Genomic DNA, 14,896 nt, shown 5'->3' with positions numbered 1-14,896 from the left:
TATATGCTATTTTTTTGCTTCGGCAATAACTAAATTCATAGAAACAAGGAAACAACCCGCTTCATCAGCTTGGTCCAATGTGTTTTGAAATTCCTCCATTTCAGCTGTGCTCAACTTCCCTTTTTCGACCATCTCCAAAAGAATTTTATCTAAGAAAAGATAGCGGTTGGCTTCTTCTTTCGAGCGGGCTACCATACAGAATGTTTGCAATTGAACTTGTTTAAAGCCTTGAGTCAATAGGTCTGAAGTTAATTTATTCCCAGCCCAGCCATTATTGACTTTTTCTTCGGTCAAATAATGGCATATCTTAGCCTCAATACCCACATGCTTGCTGTAAAATGTCAGGCTATTCCAGATCGTCTCGACGATGACTAGGGGTTGACCTTCACGCAAAACACGGTGAACCTCAGCAAACATTTTCGGTGCTTCCGGAAGATGTTGTACAACACGTTCCATTCTGATGCCAGCAATGGAATTATCTGTAAAGCTAAGTTGATTAACTTCACCCTGAACAAAGTCGACGTTCTTTACCTCCACACTGCTTGTTTTGGCATGTTCGATTAAAGCCTTATCATGATCCAATCCAACGACAAGAACGTTATGGCCTAGCATATTAGCTAAATTGATGGCATCCATTCCAGTGCCACAACCTAGATCGACGACAACGCCCTCTTTAATCGTATTAAAAGGAGTATATGAATGTATTTTTAATTGTTTAAGAAAATCACCGGTATCCATTAAATAGCCGGCACCATAATGTTTAGTGTCCATTATAAGATATTTAAATTACGATCATCTGGTTTGTGATCTAATGATGTATGTTTCAGGTTTTTAATAATTTCATTTAAATCCCATTGATTGAGATTCGGAATATCGATTTGATAATGAATTTCAATTTCCTTATTCCGCAAAGTTTCTATGCGGACAATATTGGAATTATTCCGAAGTGATAAAATTGCATCTTTGTTTTCTTGATCGGCTTCGGTCAAGGTGTCAAGATTACGCATAATCATTACCGTAGCCAGCAGATCCAGCTTAGGATAATAGAACGTGCCATTATTTCCAACACTTGTATCAATGCGGTAGCCAACACTTTCTGCTAATTTCACCGTGTAAGGAGCACATAAAGCAAAGAGCGATTTAATGCCAACCTGTGTGCTGATAGCGGCACCAGCCCTCGTCAAAAATATGCTGCCAATACCATATCCAGCGATCTCCCGGGAATTCCAAAGCCCACAACCTTCACCGGTTCCCTGTTGCGCATAATCATAAACAAGGTCTAAGATTTTGGCATCCATCGCTCCCGTGGCCTGTTCAATCGGAAGTGGTTCACTCCCTCCAGATACGTGTATACGTACTCCACCATAGACTTTATCACCATCAAGGGATTCTACGATCAGTACGAATGATGCGGGATTGTACATCCAGTCATTTTTGGAAGAAGTTACTTTCTTTACGCCTATAGCAGTTAACACATGCGCGTGTCCTTCTATGAAACGTTCACAGGTTTGGGGATCGTCGATAGCCCGAAATGCTCTTAGTCTTACTACTGGACGCCCGTCGTTGAATAATAATGCCACCGAATGCTTTGATTTATCGTTTAAACGCAAAACTAATCAATTAAATGCAAAGGTGTTTACTCTTCAAATAAATTATACCGTAATGCAACCGCCTGCACCATGTGATGGTAAAATTGTTTGATTCCTTTTTCACCTTGACGAGCCAAAATAGCCCGTTTTAACTGATGTCATCGAAAATACATTTTATCATCTTAAGATGCGGATTTTCGAGATACAATAAATTTCACCTTGTAAATATTAATGCCTCTGGAGGCTATTTTTATGAATCTGACCGTCTTTCATGATCAACAAAAAGTTTTTTTCTGGATCTGCCAATAGTTTTAAATTCTTAAGCGGATCTCCGTCTACAAGGATCAGATCTGCCAAAGCTCCTTCTTCTACTATTCCCAACTTGCCAGGATAAGGACTTCTTAATCCCGAAAGCTGCAGAAGCTCACAGTTGTCTTGAGTAATCATTTTAATGATCTCGGCATTTGTAAACCACTTTTGAAGTCGCAAAATAAAAGCATTCTGCATTTTATTCAGTTCCGGCTCAAAAAGGAAATCTGTACCCCAAGCTAGCTTTACTCCATATTTTTTAGCCATTGGCCATACTTTTTCCTGACCTTCAATGACGGGTTTACGCTTGATTCTTCGTTGTGGATCCATATCGGGTGTATCTTCCACCAGGTTTTGTAAACTAAGCCAGATATTTTTTTTTGCGATCAGCTGTAAAGTTTCTTCGTCGAGCAATTGTCCATGTTCTATACATTTTACACCAGCTTCGATCGCTCTTCGAATTGCTCTTGGCGTATACGCATGTACGGTGACATAGGTTCCCCAGTCTTCGGCTGCTTCTACTGCTGCTTTCATTTCGTCTAGCGTATATTGGGTAACATCCACAGGATCGTATGCTGAAGAAGTTCCTCCACCCGCCATGAGTTTAATCTGACTTGCTCCGAATCTCAGATTCTCTCGTACTGCAGTCAGAACCTCATCACGACCATCGGCGATGAATGTTGCTCCATATCGCTCCGCACGAGAGACAATGCCAAAAAAACGACGCGATTTTTCCTCCTGTGTCCGAAAATCTCCATGCCCCGCTGTTTGACTAACAACAGCACCAGAAGGCCATATTCTAGGCCCTAGAAGCTTACCCTTGTCGATCGCCGCCTTTAATGGAAATATAGGGCCACCGACATCTCGTACACTTGTAAAACCCCGCATTAACATCTGTTGCGCCGAGAGCCCCACCGTGTTGATCAAGAATTCCTCGGAAAGGTCATTTGTCATCATTTGAGGCATTGTCAAAGCTCCAAATACCAAATGGACATGTACATCAATCAATCCAGGCATTAGGGTTTTGCCTTTAGCGTTTATTTTAACGATATTCTTACCTTGCACGTCAATAGGAGATGTACTAATGGTTTGAATCGTGTTACCGTTTATTAAAACATGTTTTGGCGGAGTTAACATTTGAGTTTTATAATCGAGCAGTTTAACATTTTCTATTAAAACTTGCTTTTCCTGTGCTTGGATGAAATGGATAAAAGCCGAGCAAAGAAATAAAGTAAGTAGTTGACCTAAACGCATAATTTGGAGAATTACGTTAATATATAATATGACAAATCAATTTTAATTCGAGCGACTAATGTTGGCTTGAAAAAATATCTTCTAAGTTAAATCATAAATTCAATATATTTCAATTTTTTCGCTATAAATTTTCACTCTGCCGGCCAAAAACGCTAAATTTATCCGATCATGATGTATAAAAAGCCTGTTCTAAATTATTTAAATAGCGTAATTCCCAAAATTGTCTCCATAAGAGAGCTGCTCACCTATGCCTCTTTACTCGGCTTATCCGCTTATGTATTCCTACTGGTTTTTCAGCCATTTGGAACGTATAATTTTGAGCATGCCTATAAATTTAGCTTGTTATCCGGATATGGGGTCATATTATTCGTTGCATATGCCTTAATTTCTGTCCTCTTACGTAAAAAAAGAGGAACAATTGCGATAGAACTATTTCGTATTTTTCTTGTGCTCCTATTATCAGTTTTTTTAAATTTCGTCTATCATGGCTGGTTCATCAATCAGGCCCCATTACAGTGGAATAACCTCCCCTATATTGGATTTTACACACTTTCACTTTACAGCCCAATTGCTACGATTTATTTTTTGCTTCGAGTTGATAAGCGTCATTCGTATTATGAAAAGAATAATTCGTCGATTGAACGTTTATCGATAAAGCCAGCGATCATATTGAGCCAAATGAATGACTGTCATTTGGGGCTGGTCGATATCCCCAATGGTAATCAATCGTTAAAGTTACTGCCAAGCGATTTTATTTTTGCAAAATCAATGGATAATTATTGCATGATCTATTTTAGGAAGGATGGTACGGTAAAGAAGCAGATGGTACGAATTACGTTGAGCCGATTGTCTGAACTCTTGAATACAATGTCTATTCACCGATGTCATCGGTCGTTTCTTGTTAACTTTGAAAAAATAATTGCAAAGGAAGGGAATGCCCAAGGTTTCTTGTTACGTTTTGCAGATACTGAAGATTGTGCTGTTATTTCAAGGTCTGCTATGGAATCAGTTAGACCGTATTTATAGGGCAGAAGATCGCCTCGCTGTTGTCAGTCAGCCCTAAGTCTTGCCATACGCCACATAACTTTGTTTACTCATCATGAGGGGCATAATTTTGCTCAAAAAAAAGATGAGCACAAAAAGTTTAAACCTGCTGGTATTATTCCTGTTCTTCGGAATATACTTTATCCTTGATAATTTGTTTTTTGCTAGGCTTCAACCCACGATGAGCAATTATGTCCACAGTAGATTTTTGGGGCATGTGCTGACGTATTCAATTAGCCTTGGACCACTGCTTTTGGGGGCAACGCTGCTTAAACCTAAAGTGCCGAATGAGTTCTTGGAAAAATTTGGTTTAAAGGGCTCTTTTTTACAGGGGCTATCTTTTGGAATAATAGCCACCTTACCCATGTTCTTGGGCTATGCCCTTGTTTTTACCTTCAACCGCAAAATAGATCCGAACACGCTATTAATAAATAATGTGTCATCGGGTTTTTTTGAAGAAGTGATTTTTCGGGCCTATTTTTTTGGTTTAGTTTATCGCTATACCCGACTAGGTTTTATTCCATCCATTTTAGCCACCTCATTCCTTTTTGCTATACTGCATCTTTATCAGAGTCAGGATTTGGGAGAATTGGCCCTGATTTTTTGTACGACTTTCTTCGGCTCTATCCTATTTTCGTGGTTGTATGCCGAATGGAGTTTTAATCTTTGGATACCGATAGCACTTCATGTTTTGATGAATTCGGCATGGATGATCTTTGATGTTGCAGACAATGCTGCAGGAAATGGATGGAGCAATTTTTTCCGCTTCTTGACCATCTTTATCGCTATCATTAGTACAATTGTTCATGTACGGAAGTCAGAGGCCGGTTTACAAATTAAAGGGAAAAATTTATGGCTAAAAGATTAAAAATTCCGCGGGGTTTTAACGAGCCTTTGTGGCTATAGATATCCTATTCAAAGGATCTAGTCCAAATTTGGAATGAGCTTTAGATTTTACTTCGCTAAAACTGTGAACCTTTGGATAATCGTATTTGCTCTCGGAGAACCCCTGAAAACCAGTATTTTTTTTTGGCATGGGAATCGCTACCTTGACCTTTATGAATAGACAACTATTTTCACCCCTATCTTTATTCCTTGGAGCGACATTATTCATGGGAATTTTGAGCTGTGGTCACAATACGAGGGTTAATAATACAGATTTAAAGGATTCTTCTGAACTTAAAACCATTGCCGTGAAGGATACGATGGATGCTGCTAAATTTCCTCCTTTGCCGATTGACTATGACAGGACAAAGGTTTTAAAAAACACCTATGTTGTTGATCGTGCTGGAGTCGAACTTAGACAAGGTGCAGATGGAGCGGCTCCGCTATTAGGAAAATATCCCTATGGCCAAGCTCGATGTGATCGGTGAAGAAGGAGAATGGGTTGCTGTCATGGACCGTATACAGCGCGATTACAAAGGGAGAAATGGCGAAACAGGTGATATTACACGATGGGAAAAGGTGTATGTAGCGAAGTCCAAGCTGGGGAAACAGGATCAGATTACAATTTCCCCCAGGGATTTAAATTCAATCGTCTCACTTACGATAAATGGTAAAGAAACGTATTATGAAAAGGGGCATTCTTTAGATAAGTATCTCCAGTTAGAGTTGATTGATAAGCAAACGTTCCTAGCCGCTCAGAATACGGCTAAAAATTACTTGATCAAGGATACCCTGTCTTATCCTAAAAACGGAAAAACCCTAGAATTGCCTTTGACCAATGGAAAAAAGTTAATTTTTACAGATAAGGATATCGATAATGAATTGGAAGCCAGTTATTCGTATAAAGGACATTATGATTTTCTAAATGCTTTTGCTGTTGATGGGAATTACTGGGAAAGTGCTGATGTGCGGCTTTTTGATAAACAAGACGGTCATCTTATTGTGGAATGTGGAGATTATCCCTTCTTTTCTGCCGATAAAAATTATCTGATGACTTTACACGCTGATCCCTATGAATCGACGGGTGACTTGCAGCTCTTCCACGTGAAACAAGGAAAGGTGACGCCGATGCTTTTTGTTAGTTTTAAAGAGTGGATGCCAACTTGGAAAGAGGAATTGATATTTTGGGGCAAAGATGGATGCATATATACTGCTGCCAACCATATTGATGGCTATTGGGGCGATGAAGGATCGTTGAACGAACGATCACAGTTTATCCGAATAAGGATATTACCTTATTAAAGATCTATATAATTAAAGACGGGCATAAACTGTACTTTTATTCATTTGCTGTAGGCGTATATATTTACTATTTTTCTGTTTTAAGTAAAACTATTCTGGCATGCACCTGTTGTATTCCATAAAATAGATTATAGTTTGTAATTTAGCTGGATGAAACTAAGAATATTATCGTTATTTACTATCCTTTTTCTCTTTACTACGTTGTCTAAAGCACAAGATAAGCCCTGGAAACAACATAATAAATGGATCTGGGGTCCTTCAGTAGGGTATCAGTATCAAAGTGGTAATTTTCTGAAAGTTTCGGGCTGGGGATTATTTGCCCCGAATGATTTTCAATATATGAAAATTGATGCCGGAGCTAATTTCAGCTGGATGGAAGGTAAAACGACGGTTATTCCAGAGCTGGGATTTACTTACTATCTAAATGATTTTGTTCTTTTCCCTTTTGTGAAAGCAGAGTTAACACCTTACACTATAACGCCAAAAGTGGGGGCCAGTCTATTCTCCATTGTGGATCTGGGAATAGGTTATGGATTTGATTACAATACGAAGAAAAATTTTAAGCCGATTGACGGAATTACCGTTTCAGTAGGGGTAAATATTCCGCTCAATTTTCATATTTATTAATTGAAAAATGCGCAGTAAGACGATTTATAAACTCCTGGGGTCACTTGTTGTGTTGTTAGCGCTGGTTAGCAACCTAAAAGCGCAAGATTATTTAATCGGTCCTTCACTGAGTTATCAGTTCCAAAAAGGCAGTATATTAAAAACCGGCGCTTATTTCGCATTTCCTTTTAGTGGAGATCATATACTGCGAGCAGATGCTACAGCTAACTTTACATGGACACAAAAAAAGTTTGCCGTAATCCCTGAGGCCGGAATAACGTATTATCCCCAAACATATGTCTTGACTCCTTTTGTTCGTACAGAACTTACTCCATATACCATTACCCCCAAAGTTGGATTGAGCTTGGCTACATTGGTGGATCTTGATTTTGGTTATGGATTATCCATCAATGAAAAAAAAGATTATAATCCGATAAAGGGTTTTGCGGTGTCTCTTCGATTTAGTATTCCGCTAAATTATCGGATCAATATGTAGCTCAGATTCTTCAATCAGCTTGTATATTTTCTCTGGGATATTTGCTTACCGCATGATTATGTCGTCGCTACGGTATCAGTATGCCCGCGTTAACTCCTGCTCGGAAGAAGTCTTTTGGTTTTTCCTGAATTAGTTGTCCAGCCAGTCTTTGAAGGCTGAGACTTTCTCCCGGGAGATAATGAGCTCTTCGGATTCATAATGCTTGAGGTATATTTTTAGCCGGGCATTGGAATGTACAGCAATATTTTTGATGGCATCAAATTGAATAATCGTGCTTCGATTGATCCTAAAAAATGCTTTGGGTGACAGTTGCGGTGTTAGTGCGTCCAATGTCTGATCCAAAAGATAGTTTCCATTTTCGTTGGTATAAAGGTAAGTGCCTTTGTTTTCGCTGTAAATGCATTCAACTTGCTGGCTTGTCACAACTTTTAGACTTTGGCCGATTTTGATTGTAAAGCGTTCCTTAAATGTTGGGGCAGGGTTTCTAAACAACGCTTGAAGCGATGCCAGATCAAACTGGGGATTGGGGCGTCTAAATTGGCGGAATTTTTCAATTGCATTTTCCAATTCTTCATCTTCAATTGGCTTCAGCAGGTAATCGATGCTATTTTGTTTAAAAGCACGCAACATATATTCATCGTATGCGGTGGTAAAAATAATGGCCGAACTGGGTTTCACCTGCTCCAGGATGTCAAATGAAATCCCATCCGCGAGCTGAATATCCAAAAAAAGGAGGTCTGGGTCACTGTTTGACATAAACCACTCAATGGATTCTTCCACAGTTTGCAGTACAGCAGATACGGTGTAACCGAGTTCCTCAAGTTTTCTTCGAAGTAATCTCGCCGATGGAAGTTCGTCTTCTATAATTACTATTTTCATTACTTTTTTACGTGGTTATCGATCATCAGACCGTTGTATTGCTTAATTTGTTGAATCGTTGTGCCCATGCTATTGTTTTTGCTGTGCTTAGCTCCCGCATGTTTATTAAGAGCAGGTTACTTTTAAAAGACTATTTCATGGATAATAGGCAGTCCGACAGAAAATAATAGATCACTTTCTTGAATATACACAGGTAGATTGGACAGTATAGCATAACGTTCCTGAATATTTTTCAAACCGATTCCCGAATGATCATGGAGCACTTTCTTTTTTTGAAGATTGTTTTCAACATAGAGGTAATTATTTTTTCTATAAATCTTCAATAAAAGCGGCTTCCTGATCGAAATAATATTGTGTTTGATTGCATTTTCGATCAGTAATTGAAGGGAAAGCGGTAATATAAAACCAGTATGCTGTTCCGCATTGATCTGTAGATCGATCTGTATACCGGTTTCGAAGCGCAGACTCAAGAGGTTTAAATAAGCCTTTGAAAAAGTAAGCTCTTCCTGTAAAGAAACGAGGCTTTTGTCCCTTTGTTCCAATACATAGCGATATATCTTAGAAAGGTCTGTCGTAAACATGCTGGCTTTTTTAGGGCTTTCCTCAATTAATCCATTCAATACATTCAGGCTGTTGAACAAAAAATGTGGGTCGAGTTGATTCTTGAGCGACTCAAATTGTGCTGCTATTTGTTGTTTTTCCTGATGAGATTCTTTGATTTGGTAATCTTTGAATCTTTTATAGAAATAGAAACCAAAAAAAATCATTGAAATGCACCAAGATATCATCGCGGTTTGAAAATAATATGCAACACGTTGTTGATGAATAAATTGGTGGAAACGCTGAGCGAAATTTTTGGGAACACCAGGGTTAAAAAGTCCGGAGAAAAAAGCATTGACAATAAAAACGACCAGTACGGTCAAGAAAAAACTGATACTGTAAAAAACAATCATCTTCTTCCCAAAATCTTTACTGTTCGGGTACTTTTTTCCGACCCATTTTGATAGATAGCTGTGACCCAGAAAGAGAAAAAATCCATATAGTAAACCTCGGACCATATTAGGGTGAAAGATGATGGATACCCAAGGGACATCATTATGGTCAAGCTTGGCCACAACCACAAAATAGATGGTCACGACCAGGCTTGCGAGTAGTGCTTGTATAATCGCTTTAAATAGTGCTTTTTTCACAACGTGTTATTTGCATTCCTTTACGAGTTGTTCTGCCCGATCTTTGCCCCATGAAGGTGCAAATGGCGTAGTAATCTTCTCTTCACCGAATAAAGATAGTGCTTTCTTTACATCCTCACATTCTTTGTTGGTATCCTGGTTAAAATATTTTTTTGCGTTTATTTGGAATTCCGCTAGTCCCAATACAGCCCGGGGGTTGTTTGGCGCAAGGGAGATGGCTTTTTTATATAGAGCTATAATCTTAGGCGAAAGCTCTTTGGCTTTTGTCATGGGATCTGTGATCATCAATGCTGTTTGGTTCATCGCTTTCAGTACAAGCCATTCTGAATTGTTGTCCTGGGAGCTATTGTTTAGTATTTCTTCTGCAGACTGAATATATTTTGCCTGTGTCTCTTTATTTTTCTCCCTAAAGGATGCTGTTGTCAGTACCATTGCCTGATAATAGGCAGGAATCCAATTGTCCTTTTCTGCCTGTGCAATACGTTCTAAAAGAGCGGCCGCTTTTTGTGTCTCTCCCGATTGCCATAGACTCATGGCTTGTCCCATATTTTTTTCAAAATTGCCTTGTGCAAACGCGCTGCCGCTTATATGGCAGATGAGGACGATAATAAATGATTTCATGATCTTTCGTTTTAGTTTAAATATTTTTCTAAGTTATTGCTGTTGTGTTTGATGTATATGTTATTGATTGTTATTGAAGTTGGCAATCCTTCGCTGCAAACAGAAATAATTTTGGATGGACCGACATATTTCGATGATGTGTTGATGCTTATTATAGATTGTCCAATTGATTGTCCTTTTCATTTTTACTAATTGTCCAGAAATAACCTAGGAACACAAAGCGCTTGGCGGTAGGGACAATCGGTCTACGGTCATAGATTCCTTGTGAATTTGGTCGGTCTGCATATTGATAGCCATAGATTGGGCTAGCGCCAAGAACATTACTGACGGAGAAATGGATAATTTTTTGCTGGCTATAAAGGAACGACCAACTCATAGAAAGATTATTGTAACCTTTTGTATGGCTATTCATAAATACTGTTTGATTGGGATCATTGTAATTTCTGCCGGATACAAACGAATTTGTCACACTGAGCTGTGAACGTAGACTGGGTAGCCAGTATTTTCCAACGATATAGAAACTGTGTTTGTAGACATAAGGGGGAGTAACTGTTGTCGGATAATTCGCGTCATTTCGCTTACTGTCCGTATAAGAATATGAAATCCAGTATTGGAGGTTTTTGATGCTGCTGTTGTTTTTGTAAAATAGGTCAAAGCCTTTGACCTTACCGCTTCCGTTATTGTCATATTGGGTGTCGTAATTTGGCGTCGCACTGTTGTATTTTACCAAATTGTTGTATTCTTTATGATAAGCTTCTAATCGAAGTAAGTGCCCTCCACGGGCATAGAAATAATTTGCGATATAGTGATTGGCTTCCATCCAGCCAAGCTGAGGGGCATATTTTAATAGAGGTGTTGGTGCCTGCTGATGGAAGTTCCCATAGGCAAGTGAGAGCTGCGTATATTTATTTAATGCGTAGCCCAGCGAAGCTCTTGGTTCTAAAGTGTTCTTCGACTGCAAATTGGAGGAGGTTTCTCGTAAGCCGATTTTCCCGATTAAGTTCGGGAGGATGCCGAAGGTCGTTTCCGTAAATACGGCGGTCATCTTGCTATGATACCCGTAGTGATAACCAATGGTTTGTCGGTGATATTCTTCTTGATAATTGGTGTCGAAATATTCTATTCCGCCAATACTTTTAATCTTATTGTTCCAGACCTTACTTAGCATTCCTTTTAAGTGAAGACTTTTTTCTTCATTAGGTAGGTAAACGTCATCGTAGTGCAGCTTATCGGTCAGGTAGCCTAGGCCAATGCCGGACTGGAAAGTCCATCGGTTTCCCAGATTCTGACTGTAACTAATGTTGGCGTAGGCATTGTTGGATTTCTTTTTCAATGGGACAGGTTGCTCATAATTGATGTCTGCTTGGTAAAGTCCCATATTTTCGAAATTGTATGCCCCATAGATATTTAGAAAGCCTTCTTTAAACTGATGGCGATAGATCATTTCTCCGGAGGCGTTTTCATAGGGTTTTGTCCATTTGATATCTGGCGTAATAATTTTGGAATAAGGTTTTAAGTTGGTATAACTGCTGTTGAAGGTGAGGGAGTTTTTGCCCCATTGTAAGGTATGTCCCAAACCTAGTCCAACGGAAGATAGTGAAAACTCTGTTTTGCGTTGTTCTATGGTATTTTCGGTGTTTAGGGCTAGAATGCTGGATAGCGCATTACCAAATTCTGCCGAATAACCACCTGTAGAGAAATTTACGCCTTTAAAGAGCATGGGTGAAAATCGACCCCTTACAGGAACTTCATTTGGTGTTGCGGTGTAAGGTTGGGCTACTCTGATTCCATTGATGTAGGTCTGTGTTTCGGAGGCATCTCCACCGTGAACCATAAGACGTCCATTTTCTCCCCCAACCTGTGCACCGGGCAATGTTGCTAATGCGCTGATGATGTTTCCCATGCTGCCTGCCGTAGTGACAATATCCAATGGACTCATTACCGTGTTTTTTCCGGAGCTATTGGCTTGTAGCACCCCTGCCTGAATCGTGACTTCCTGTAGGCGATTCTCACTTTCTTGCATTTGAATAATAAGCAATTCTTTCTGAGGAAGCTGGATAGACTTACTATATGTTGGGAGGCCCACAACAGACGCTTTCAGCATTTTAGTACCTTGTTCACTAGTTTCAAACATAAAGTTTCCAAGCGAATCAGTCGTGCCGCCATCATAGGTGCCTTCAATAAAAACATTGGCTAAATATATCGGTTTGCCGTTTTTGCCCAGTACTTTCCCTTTTAAGATAGACTGTGCCGATACGATGGTAATACTTAAAAATAGTAAGGTTAATAACAGCTTCATTTTTCTTTATTTTTATTCAAATATCAGCGGCTGTAAGTGCTTCTGCGAAAAAGAGTGGATGGAATGTCAAAATATCATGACGAATTGCAGGATTCCAACTTTATGCTGTAAATTGATATCGAAAAGCAAAATTTCCTTCCTAAATAAGTTCCGCAATGGAAAGATGGGAACGTACTATATTGCTTTTATATGCGATGAAGTTATAGGGATATAAAAGCCTTTTACTTTCGTTGGATATTGAAAATGAGAGTTTAAAATTAAGTCAAAAAAATGCGAATAACCATTTTAGATGACTATCAAGATGCTGTCCGACAGTTGGACTGTTTCAAAATTCTTGATGGTCACGATGTCCAAATATTGAAACAGTCCTATGCAGATCCGGCTTTACTGGCGGAAAAATTAAGCGATACGGAAGCGCTAGTGCTCATCAGAGAACGGACCCAGATTACAGAAGATCTGTTGTCCCAGCTTCCCAAACTAAAGTTGATCAGCCAAACGGGCAAAATTTCAAATCATTTGGATTTGGCTGTTTGTAGCAGCTTTCATGTGGCTGTTGCTGAAAGTATGGGTTCTCCTGTCGCTCCAGCTGAATTGACCTGGCTTTTGATCATGAATGCACTCCGAGGTTTACCTAAGGCTCTTTCAGATATGGACAAAGGCCTATGGCAAACGAACATAGGAGAATGTGTCTCCGGAAAAACAATAGGGATATGGAGTTATGGAAAAATAGGGAAGCGAATAGCGCAATATGCAAAGGCTTTTGGTGCCCAAGTAATTGTTTGGGGAAGCGAAAATTCCCGAGAAGAAGCTGTAAAAGACGGTTTTTTAGCTGCAACAAGTAAATCCGATTTTTTTCATTTTTCAGATGTTGTTACTTTACACCTTCGGTTAGTGCCTGCGACGCGAGGTATCGTAAAGCTCGAAGATCTCCGGTCTATGAAGCCGACTGCACTTTTTGTCAATACTTCCCGTGCAGAGTTGGTTAAAGAGGGTGCACTATTGACCGCGCTCGAAACAGGTGTTCCGGGAATGGCTGCGGTAGATGTCTATGAGTCCGAGCCAGTCTTTGATCCTAACTATCCTTTATTGCAGCTACCAAATGTGCTCTGTACGCCACATATTGGCTATGTGGAGAAGAATGGTTATGAACGATTATTTAGACTTGCTTTTGAGAATATTGTAGCCTTTTCCGAGGGTAATCCACAGCATATCGCTAACCCCGAAGTCTTGACCCGCTAATTAAATGAATCGGCTATATATAGATGAATAATTTTACACATTTAGAACAACCAACAGGTCGAGTTATTGTGGTCGGCGGTAAGGAATATCTTTTTTTCGGTGGAACTTCCTATCTAGGGCTGGCAACAGATCAAGCATATGCTGCTATTTTCATAGAAGGTATACAGCGATATGGTATTAACAATGGCACTTCACGAAATAATAATGTGCAACAGGCCATATTTGATCAAGCGGAAGAATATGCTGCAATGCGTTTTGGTTTTGAAGCAAGTCTGTTGCTCTCAAGTGGATATCTGGCGACGCAATTTCTTGTAAGAACCTTGGCGGCTGAAGGCGAAGTATTGTACGCACCCGCATGTCACCCTTCTTTATGGTTAGATAAAAAGCCTGCAGCAACTGGACATTTTGTTGACTGGGCCAATGCAACGATCGAGTATATCAATCATTCAGCCCAAAAATCATTTATCATCGTTAGTAACAGCTTGGACAATATGCGCCCGGAATTATACGATTTCACTGTTTTCAATCGTATTGATCCGGGCAAAAAAATTATACTGCTCTTGGATGATTCTCACGGAATAGGAGTTTTGCGCAAGAATGGCATTTCATTAGATAAGAGTAGTTTTCAACAGGTTAATATTGAGCTGATTGTCGTCGCATCCTTGGCGAAAGGCCTGGCAACAGATGCTGGATTGATTTTGGCCGATGAGGAACGAATTAAGTATTTCAAGCGATCAAACTTTTATACAGGGGCTTCTCCAAGTTCGCCAGCGAGCTTATATGCATTTATCCATGGAGAGCAGATCTATTTACGGCAATTCGAAAAGTTGCAGTATAATATTAATTCCTTCAAAGCACATATGGGGTCTGAATTAAACGCTGTTGCTAATTTTCCGGTGTTTTCATCAACGGATACGGGCCTTTATGCGAGGCTGATGAATGCGGGAGTACTGGTGTCAAGTTTTCCTTATCCCCTTGCTACAGATCCCCTATTAAATCGGATTGTGGTAAATGCACACCATACCAAGGCGGATTTGGATCAGCTAAGTCATGCAATTGGCATATATTGATTTTTATATGACAACTAATAAGTCAACATCTTGTAAATTAGATAATTGTTTTTATTTTTGAGGTTTATTTAAGGGTTGGTCGAACGTAATGTCTCGTTAATTGATTGTAAATG

At 39.5% G+C, this 14,896-nt stretch carries 15 protein-coding genes; 8 read left to right on the top strand and 7 right to left on the bottom strand.

What is annotated here, in order from left to right; genetic code table 11:
- Nucleotides 1-6: 6 nt before the first annotated feature.
- The 3 genes from DTA23_RS14780 to DTA23_RS14770 all read right to left on the bottom strand — a co-directional run bounded on the left by DTA23_RS14780 (nt 7) and on the right by DTA23_RS14770 (nt 3,152).
- Nucleotides 7-771: a methyltransferase domain-containing protein gene (locus tag DTA23_RS14780; protein ID WP_070562758.1), complete on the bottom strand. Its 765-nt coding sequence runs from the start codon at nt 769-771 to the stop codon at nt 7-9.
- Nucleotides 771-1,580 (bottom strand): hypothetical protein, encoded by an 810-nt coding sequence (locus tag DTA23_RS14775; RefSeq protein ID WP_070562848.1) that lies wholly within the window; start codon nt 1,578-1,580, stop codon nt 771-773. Before DTA23_RS14775 ends, DTA23_RS14780 begins: the two co-directional genes overlap by 1 nt.
- Before the next feature lie 237 nt (nt 1,581-1,817).
- Complete coding sequence (locus DTA23_RS14770) at nt 1,818-3,152, bottom strand: metal-dependent hydrolase family protein (RefSeq protein ID WP_112375148.1); 1,335 nt, start codon at nt 3,150-3,152, stop codon at nt 1,818-1,820.
- A gap of 168 nt (nt 3,153-3,320) precedes the next feature.
- Between DTA23_RS14770 and DTA23_RS14765 the strand changes: the two genes are divergently transcribed.
- The 6 genes from DTA23_RS14765 to DTA23_RS14735 all read left to right on the top strand — a co-directional run bounded on the left by DTA23_RS14765 (nt 3,321) and on the right by DTA23_RS14735 (nt 7,485).
- Nucleotides 3,321-4,178, top strand: coding sequence for a LytTR family DNA-binding domain-containing protein (locus tag DTA23_RS14765; RefSeq protein ID WP_070562764.1), 858 nt, complete (start codon nt 3,321-3,323; stop codon nt 4,176-4,178).
- 103 nt (nt 4,179-4,281) lie between these two features.
- Nucleotides 4,282-5,064 (top strand): CPBP family intramembrane glutamic endopeptidase, encoded by a 783-nt coding sequence (locus tag DTA23_RS14760; RefSeq protein WP_172462424.1) that lies wholly within the window; start codon nt 4,282-4,284, stop codon nt 5,062-5,064.
- A 190-nt stretch (nt 5,065-5,254) separates the two neighbouring features.
- On the top strand, nt 5,255-5,569 hold the full coding sequence (locus DTA23_RS14750; RefSeq protein WP_146753078.1) for a hypothetical protein: 315 nt from the start codon (nt 5,255-5,257) through the stop codon (nt 5,567-5,569).
- A complete protein-coding gene (locus DTA23_RS14745) occupies nt 5,544-6,383 on the top strand; it encodes an SH3 domain-containing protein (RefSeq protein WP_112375144.1) in 840 nt (279 codons plus the stop codon). The genes DTA23_RS14750 and DTA23_RS14745 overlap by 26 nt, the downstream gene beginning before the upstream one ends.
- A 150-nt stretch (nt 6,384-6,533) precedes the next feature.
- Nucleotides 6,534-7,010, top strand: coding sequence for a hypothetical protein (locus tag DTA23_RS14740; protein ID WP_112375143.1), 477 nt, complete (start codon nt 6,534-6,536; stop codon nt 7,008-7,010).
- 7 nt (nt 7,011-7,017) lie between these two features.
- Nucleotides 7,018-7,485 (top strand): hypothetical protein, encoded by a 468-nt coding sequence (locus DTA23_RS14735; RefSeq protein ID WP_112375142.1) that lies wholly within the window; start codon nt 7,018-7,020, stop codon nt 7,483-7,485.
- 129 nt (nt 7,486-7,614) lie between these two features.
- Here the strand turns inward: DTA23_RS14735 and DTA23_RS14730 are convergent, their stop codons facing one another.
- The 4 genes from DTA23_RS14730 to DTA23_RS14715 all read right to left on the bottom strand — a co-directional run bounded on the left by DTA23_RS14730 (nt 7,615) and on the right by DTA23_RS14715 (nt 12,474).
- Nucleotides 7,615-8,364: a LytR/AlgR family response regulator transcription factor gene (locus DTA23_RS14730; protein WP_112375141.1), complete on the bottom strand. Its 750-nt coding sequence runs from the start codon at nt 8,362-8,364 to the stop codon at nt 7,615-7,617.
- 122 nt (nt 8,365-8,486) lie between these two features.
- Complete coding sequence (locus DTA23_RS14725) at nt 8,487-9,554, bottom strand: sensor histidine kinase (protein WP_112375140.1); 1,068 nt, start codon at nt 9,552-9,554, stop codon at nt 8,487-8,489.
- Nucleotides 9,555-9,560: 6 nt separating this feature from the next.
- Nucleotides 9,561-10,175 carry a tetratricopeptide repeat protein gene (locus DTA23_RS14720; RefSeq protein ID WP_112375139.1) on the bottom strand — a complete coding sequence of 205 codons (615 nt, stop codon included), beginning with the start codon at nt 10,173-10,175 and terminating at the stop codon, nt 9,561-9,563.
- A 151-nt stretch (nt 10,176-10,326) separates the two neighbouring features.
- Nucleotides 10,327-12,474, bottom strand: a complete 2,148-nt coding sequence (locus DTA23_RS14715; RefSeq protein ID WP_112375138.1) for a TonB-dependent receptor — start codon at nt 12,472-12,474, stop codon at nt 10,327-10,329.
- Nucleotides 12,475-12,744: 270 nt separating this feature from the next.
- Here DTA23_RS14715 and DTA23_RS14710 point away from each other — a divergent pair, with 270 nt between their 5' ends.
- Together DTA23_RS14710 and DTA23_RS14705 are read left to right on the top strand one after the other, a co-directional pair.
- Complete coding sequence (locus tag DTA23_RS14710) at nt 12,745-13,713, top strand: D-2-hydroxyacid dehydrogenase family protein (protein WP_112375137.1); 969 nt, start codon at nt 12,745-12,747, stop codon at nt 13,711-13,713.
- 23 nt (nt 13,714-13,736) lie between these two features.
- Nucleotides 13,737-14,783, top strand: coding sequence for a PLP-dependent aminotransferase family protein (locus DTA23_RS14705; protein WP_112375136.1), 1,047 nt, complete (start codon nt 13,737-13,739; stop codon nt 14,781-14,783).
- Nucleotides 14,784-14,896: the final 113 nt, after the last annotated feature.

Source organism: Sphingobacterium multivorum, assembly GCF_900457465.1.
GTDB lineage: Bacteria > Bacteroidota > Bacteroidia > Sphingobacteriales > Sphingobacteriaceae > Sphingobacterium > Sphingobacterium multivorum.
Note: the sequence above shows the minus strand (reverse complement) of the source record. Positions and strands in the feature narration are given on the sequence as shown.

Bases quoted from the DNA above. Each gene is read 5' to 3' on its own strand.
- DTA23_RS14780 (WP_070562758.1), bottom strand. From the start codon at position 771: ATGGACACTAAACATTATGGTGCCGGCTATTTAATGGATACCGGTGAT.
- DTA23_RS14770 (WP_112375148.1), bottom strand. From the start codon at position 3,152: ATGCGTTTAGGTCAACTACTTACTTTATTTCTTTGCTCGGCTTTTATC.
- DTA23_RS14765 (WP_070562764.1), top strand. From the start codon at position 3,321: ATGATGTATAAAAAGCCTGTTCTAAATTATTTAAATAGCGTAATTCCC.
- DTA23_RS14760 (WP_172462424.1), top strand. From the start codon at position 4,282: ATGAGCACAAAAAGTTTAAACCTGCTGGTATTATTCCTGTTCTTCGGA.
- DTA23_RS14750 (WP_146753078.1), top strand. From the start codon at position 5,255: ATGAATAGACAACTATTTTCACCCCTATCTTTATTCCTTGGAGCGACA.
- DTA23_RS14745 (WP_112375144.1), top strand. From the start codon at position 5,544: ATGGCCAAGCTCGATGTGATCGGTGAAGAAGGAGAATGGGTTGCTGTC.
- DTA23_RS14740 (WP_112375143.1), top strand. From the start codon at position 6,534: ATGAAACTAAGAATATTATCGTTATTTACTATCCTTTTTCTCTTTACT.
- DTA23_RS14735 (WP_112375142.1), top strand. From the start codon at position 7,018: ATGCGCAGTAAGACGATTTATAAACTCCTGGGGTCACTTGTTGTGTTG.
- DTA23_RS14730 (WP_112375141.1), bottom strand. From the start codon at position 8,364: ATGAAAATAGTAATTATAGAAGACGAACTTCCATCGGCGAGATTACTT.
- DTA23_RS14720 (WP_112375139.1), bottom strand. From the start codon at position 10,175: ATGAAATCATTTATTATCGTCCTCATCTGCCATATAAGCGGCAGCGCG.
- DTA23_RS14715 (WP_112375138.1), bottom strand. From the start codon at position 12,474: ATGAAGCTGTTATTAACCTTACTATTTTTAAGTATTACCATCGTATCG.
- DTA23_RS14710 (WP_112375137.1), top strand. From the start codon at position 12,745: ATGCGAATAACCATTTTAGATGACTATCAAGATGCTGTCCGACAGTTG.
- DTA23_RS14705 (WP_112375136.1), top strand. From the start codon at position 13,737: ATGAATAATTTTACACATTTAGAACAACCAACAGGTCGAGTTATTGTG.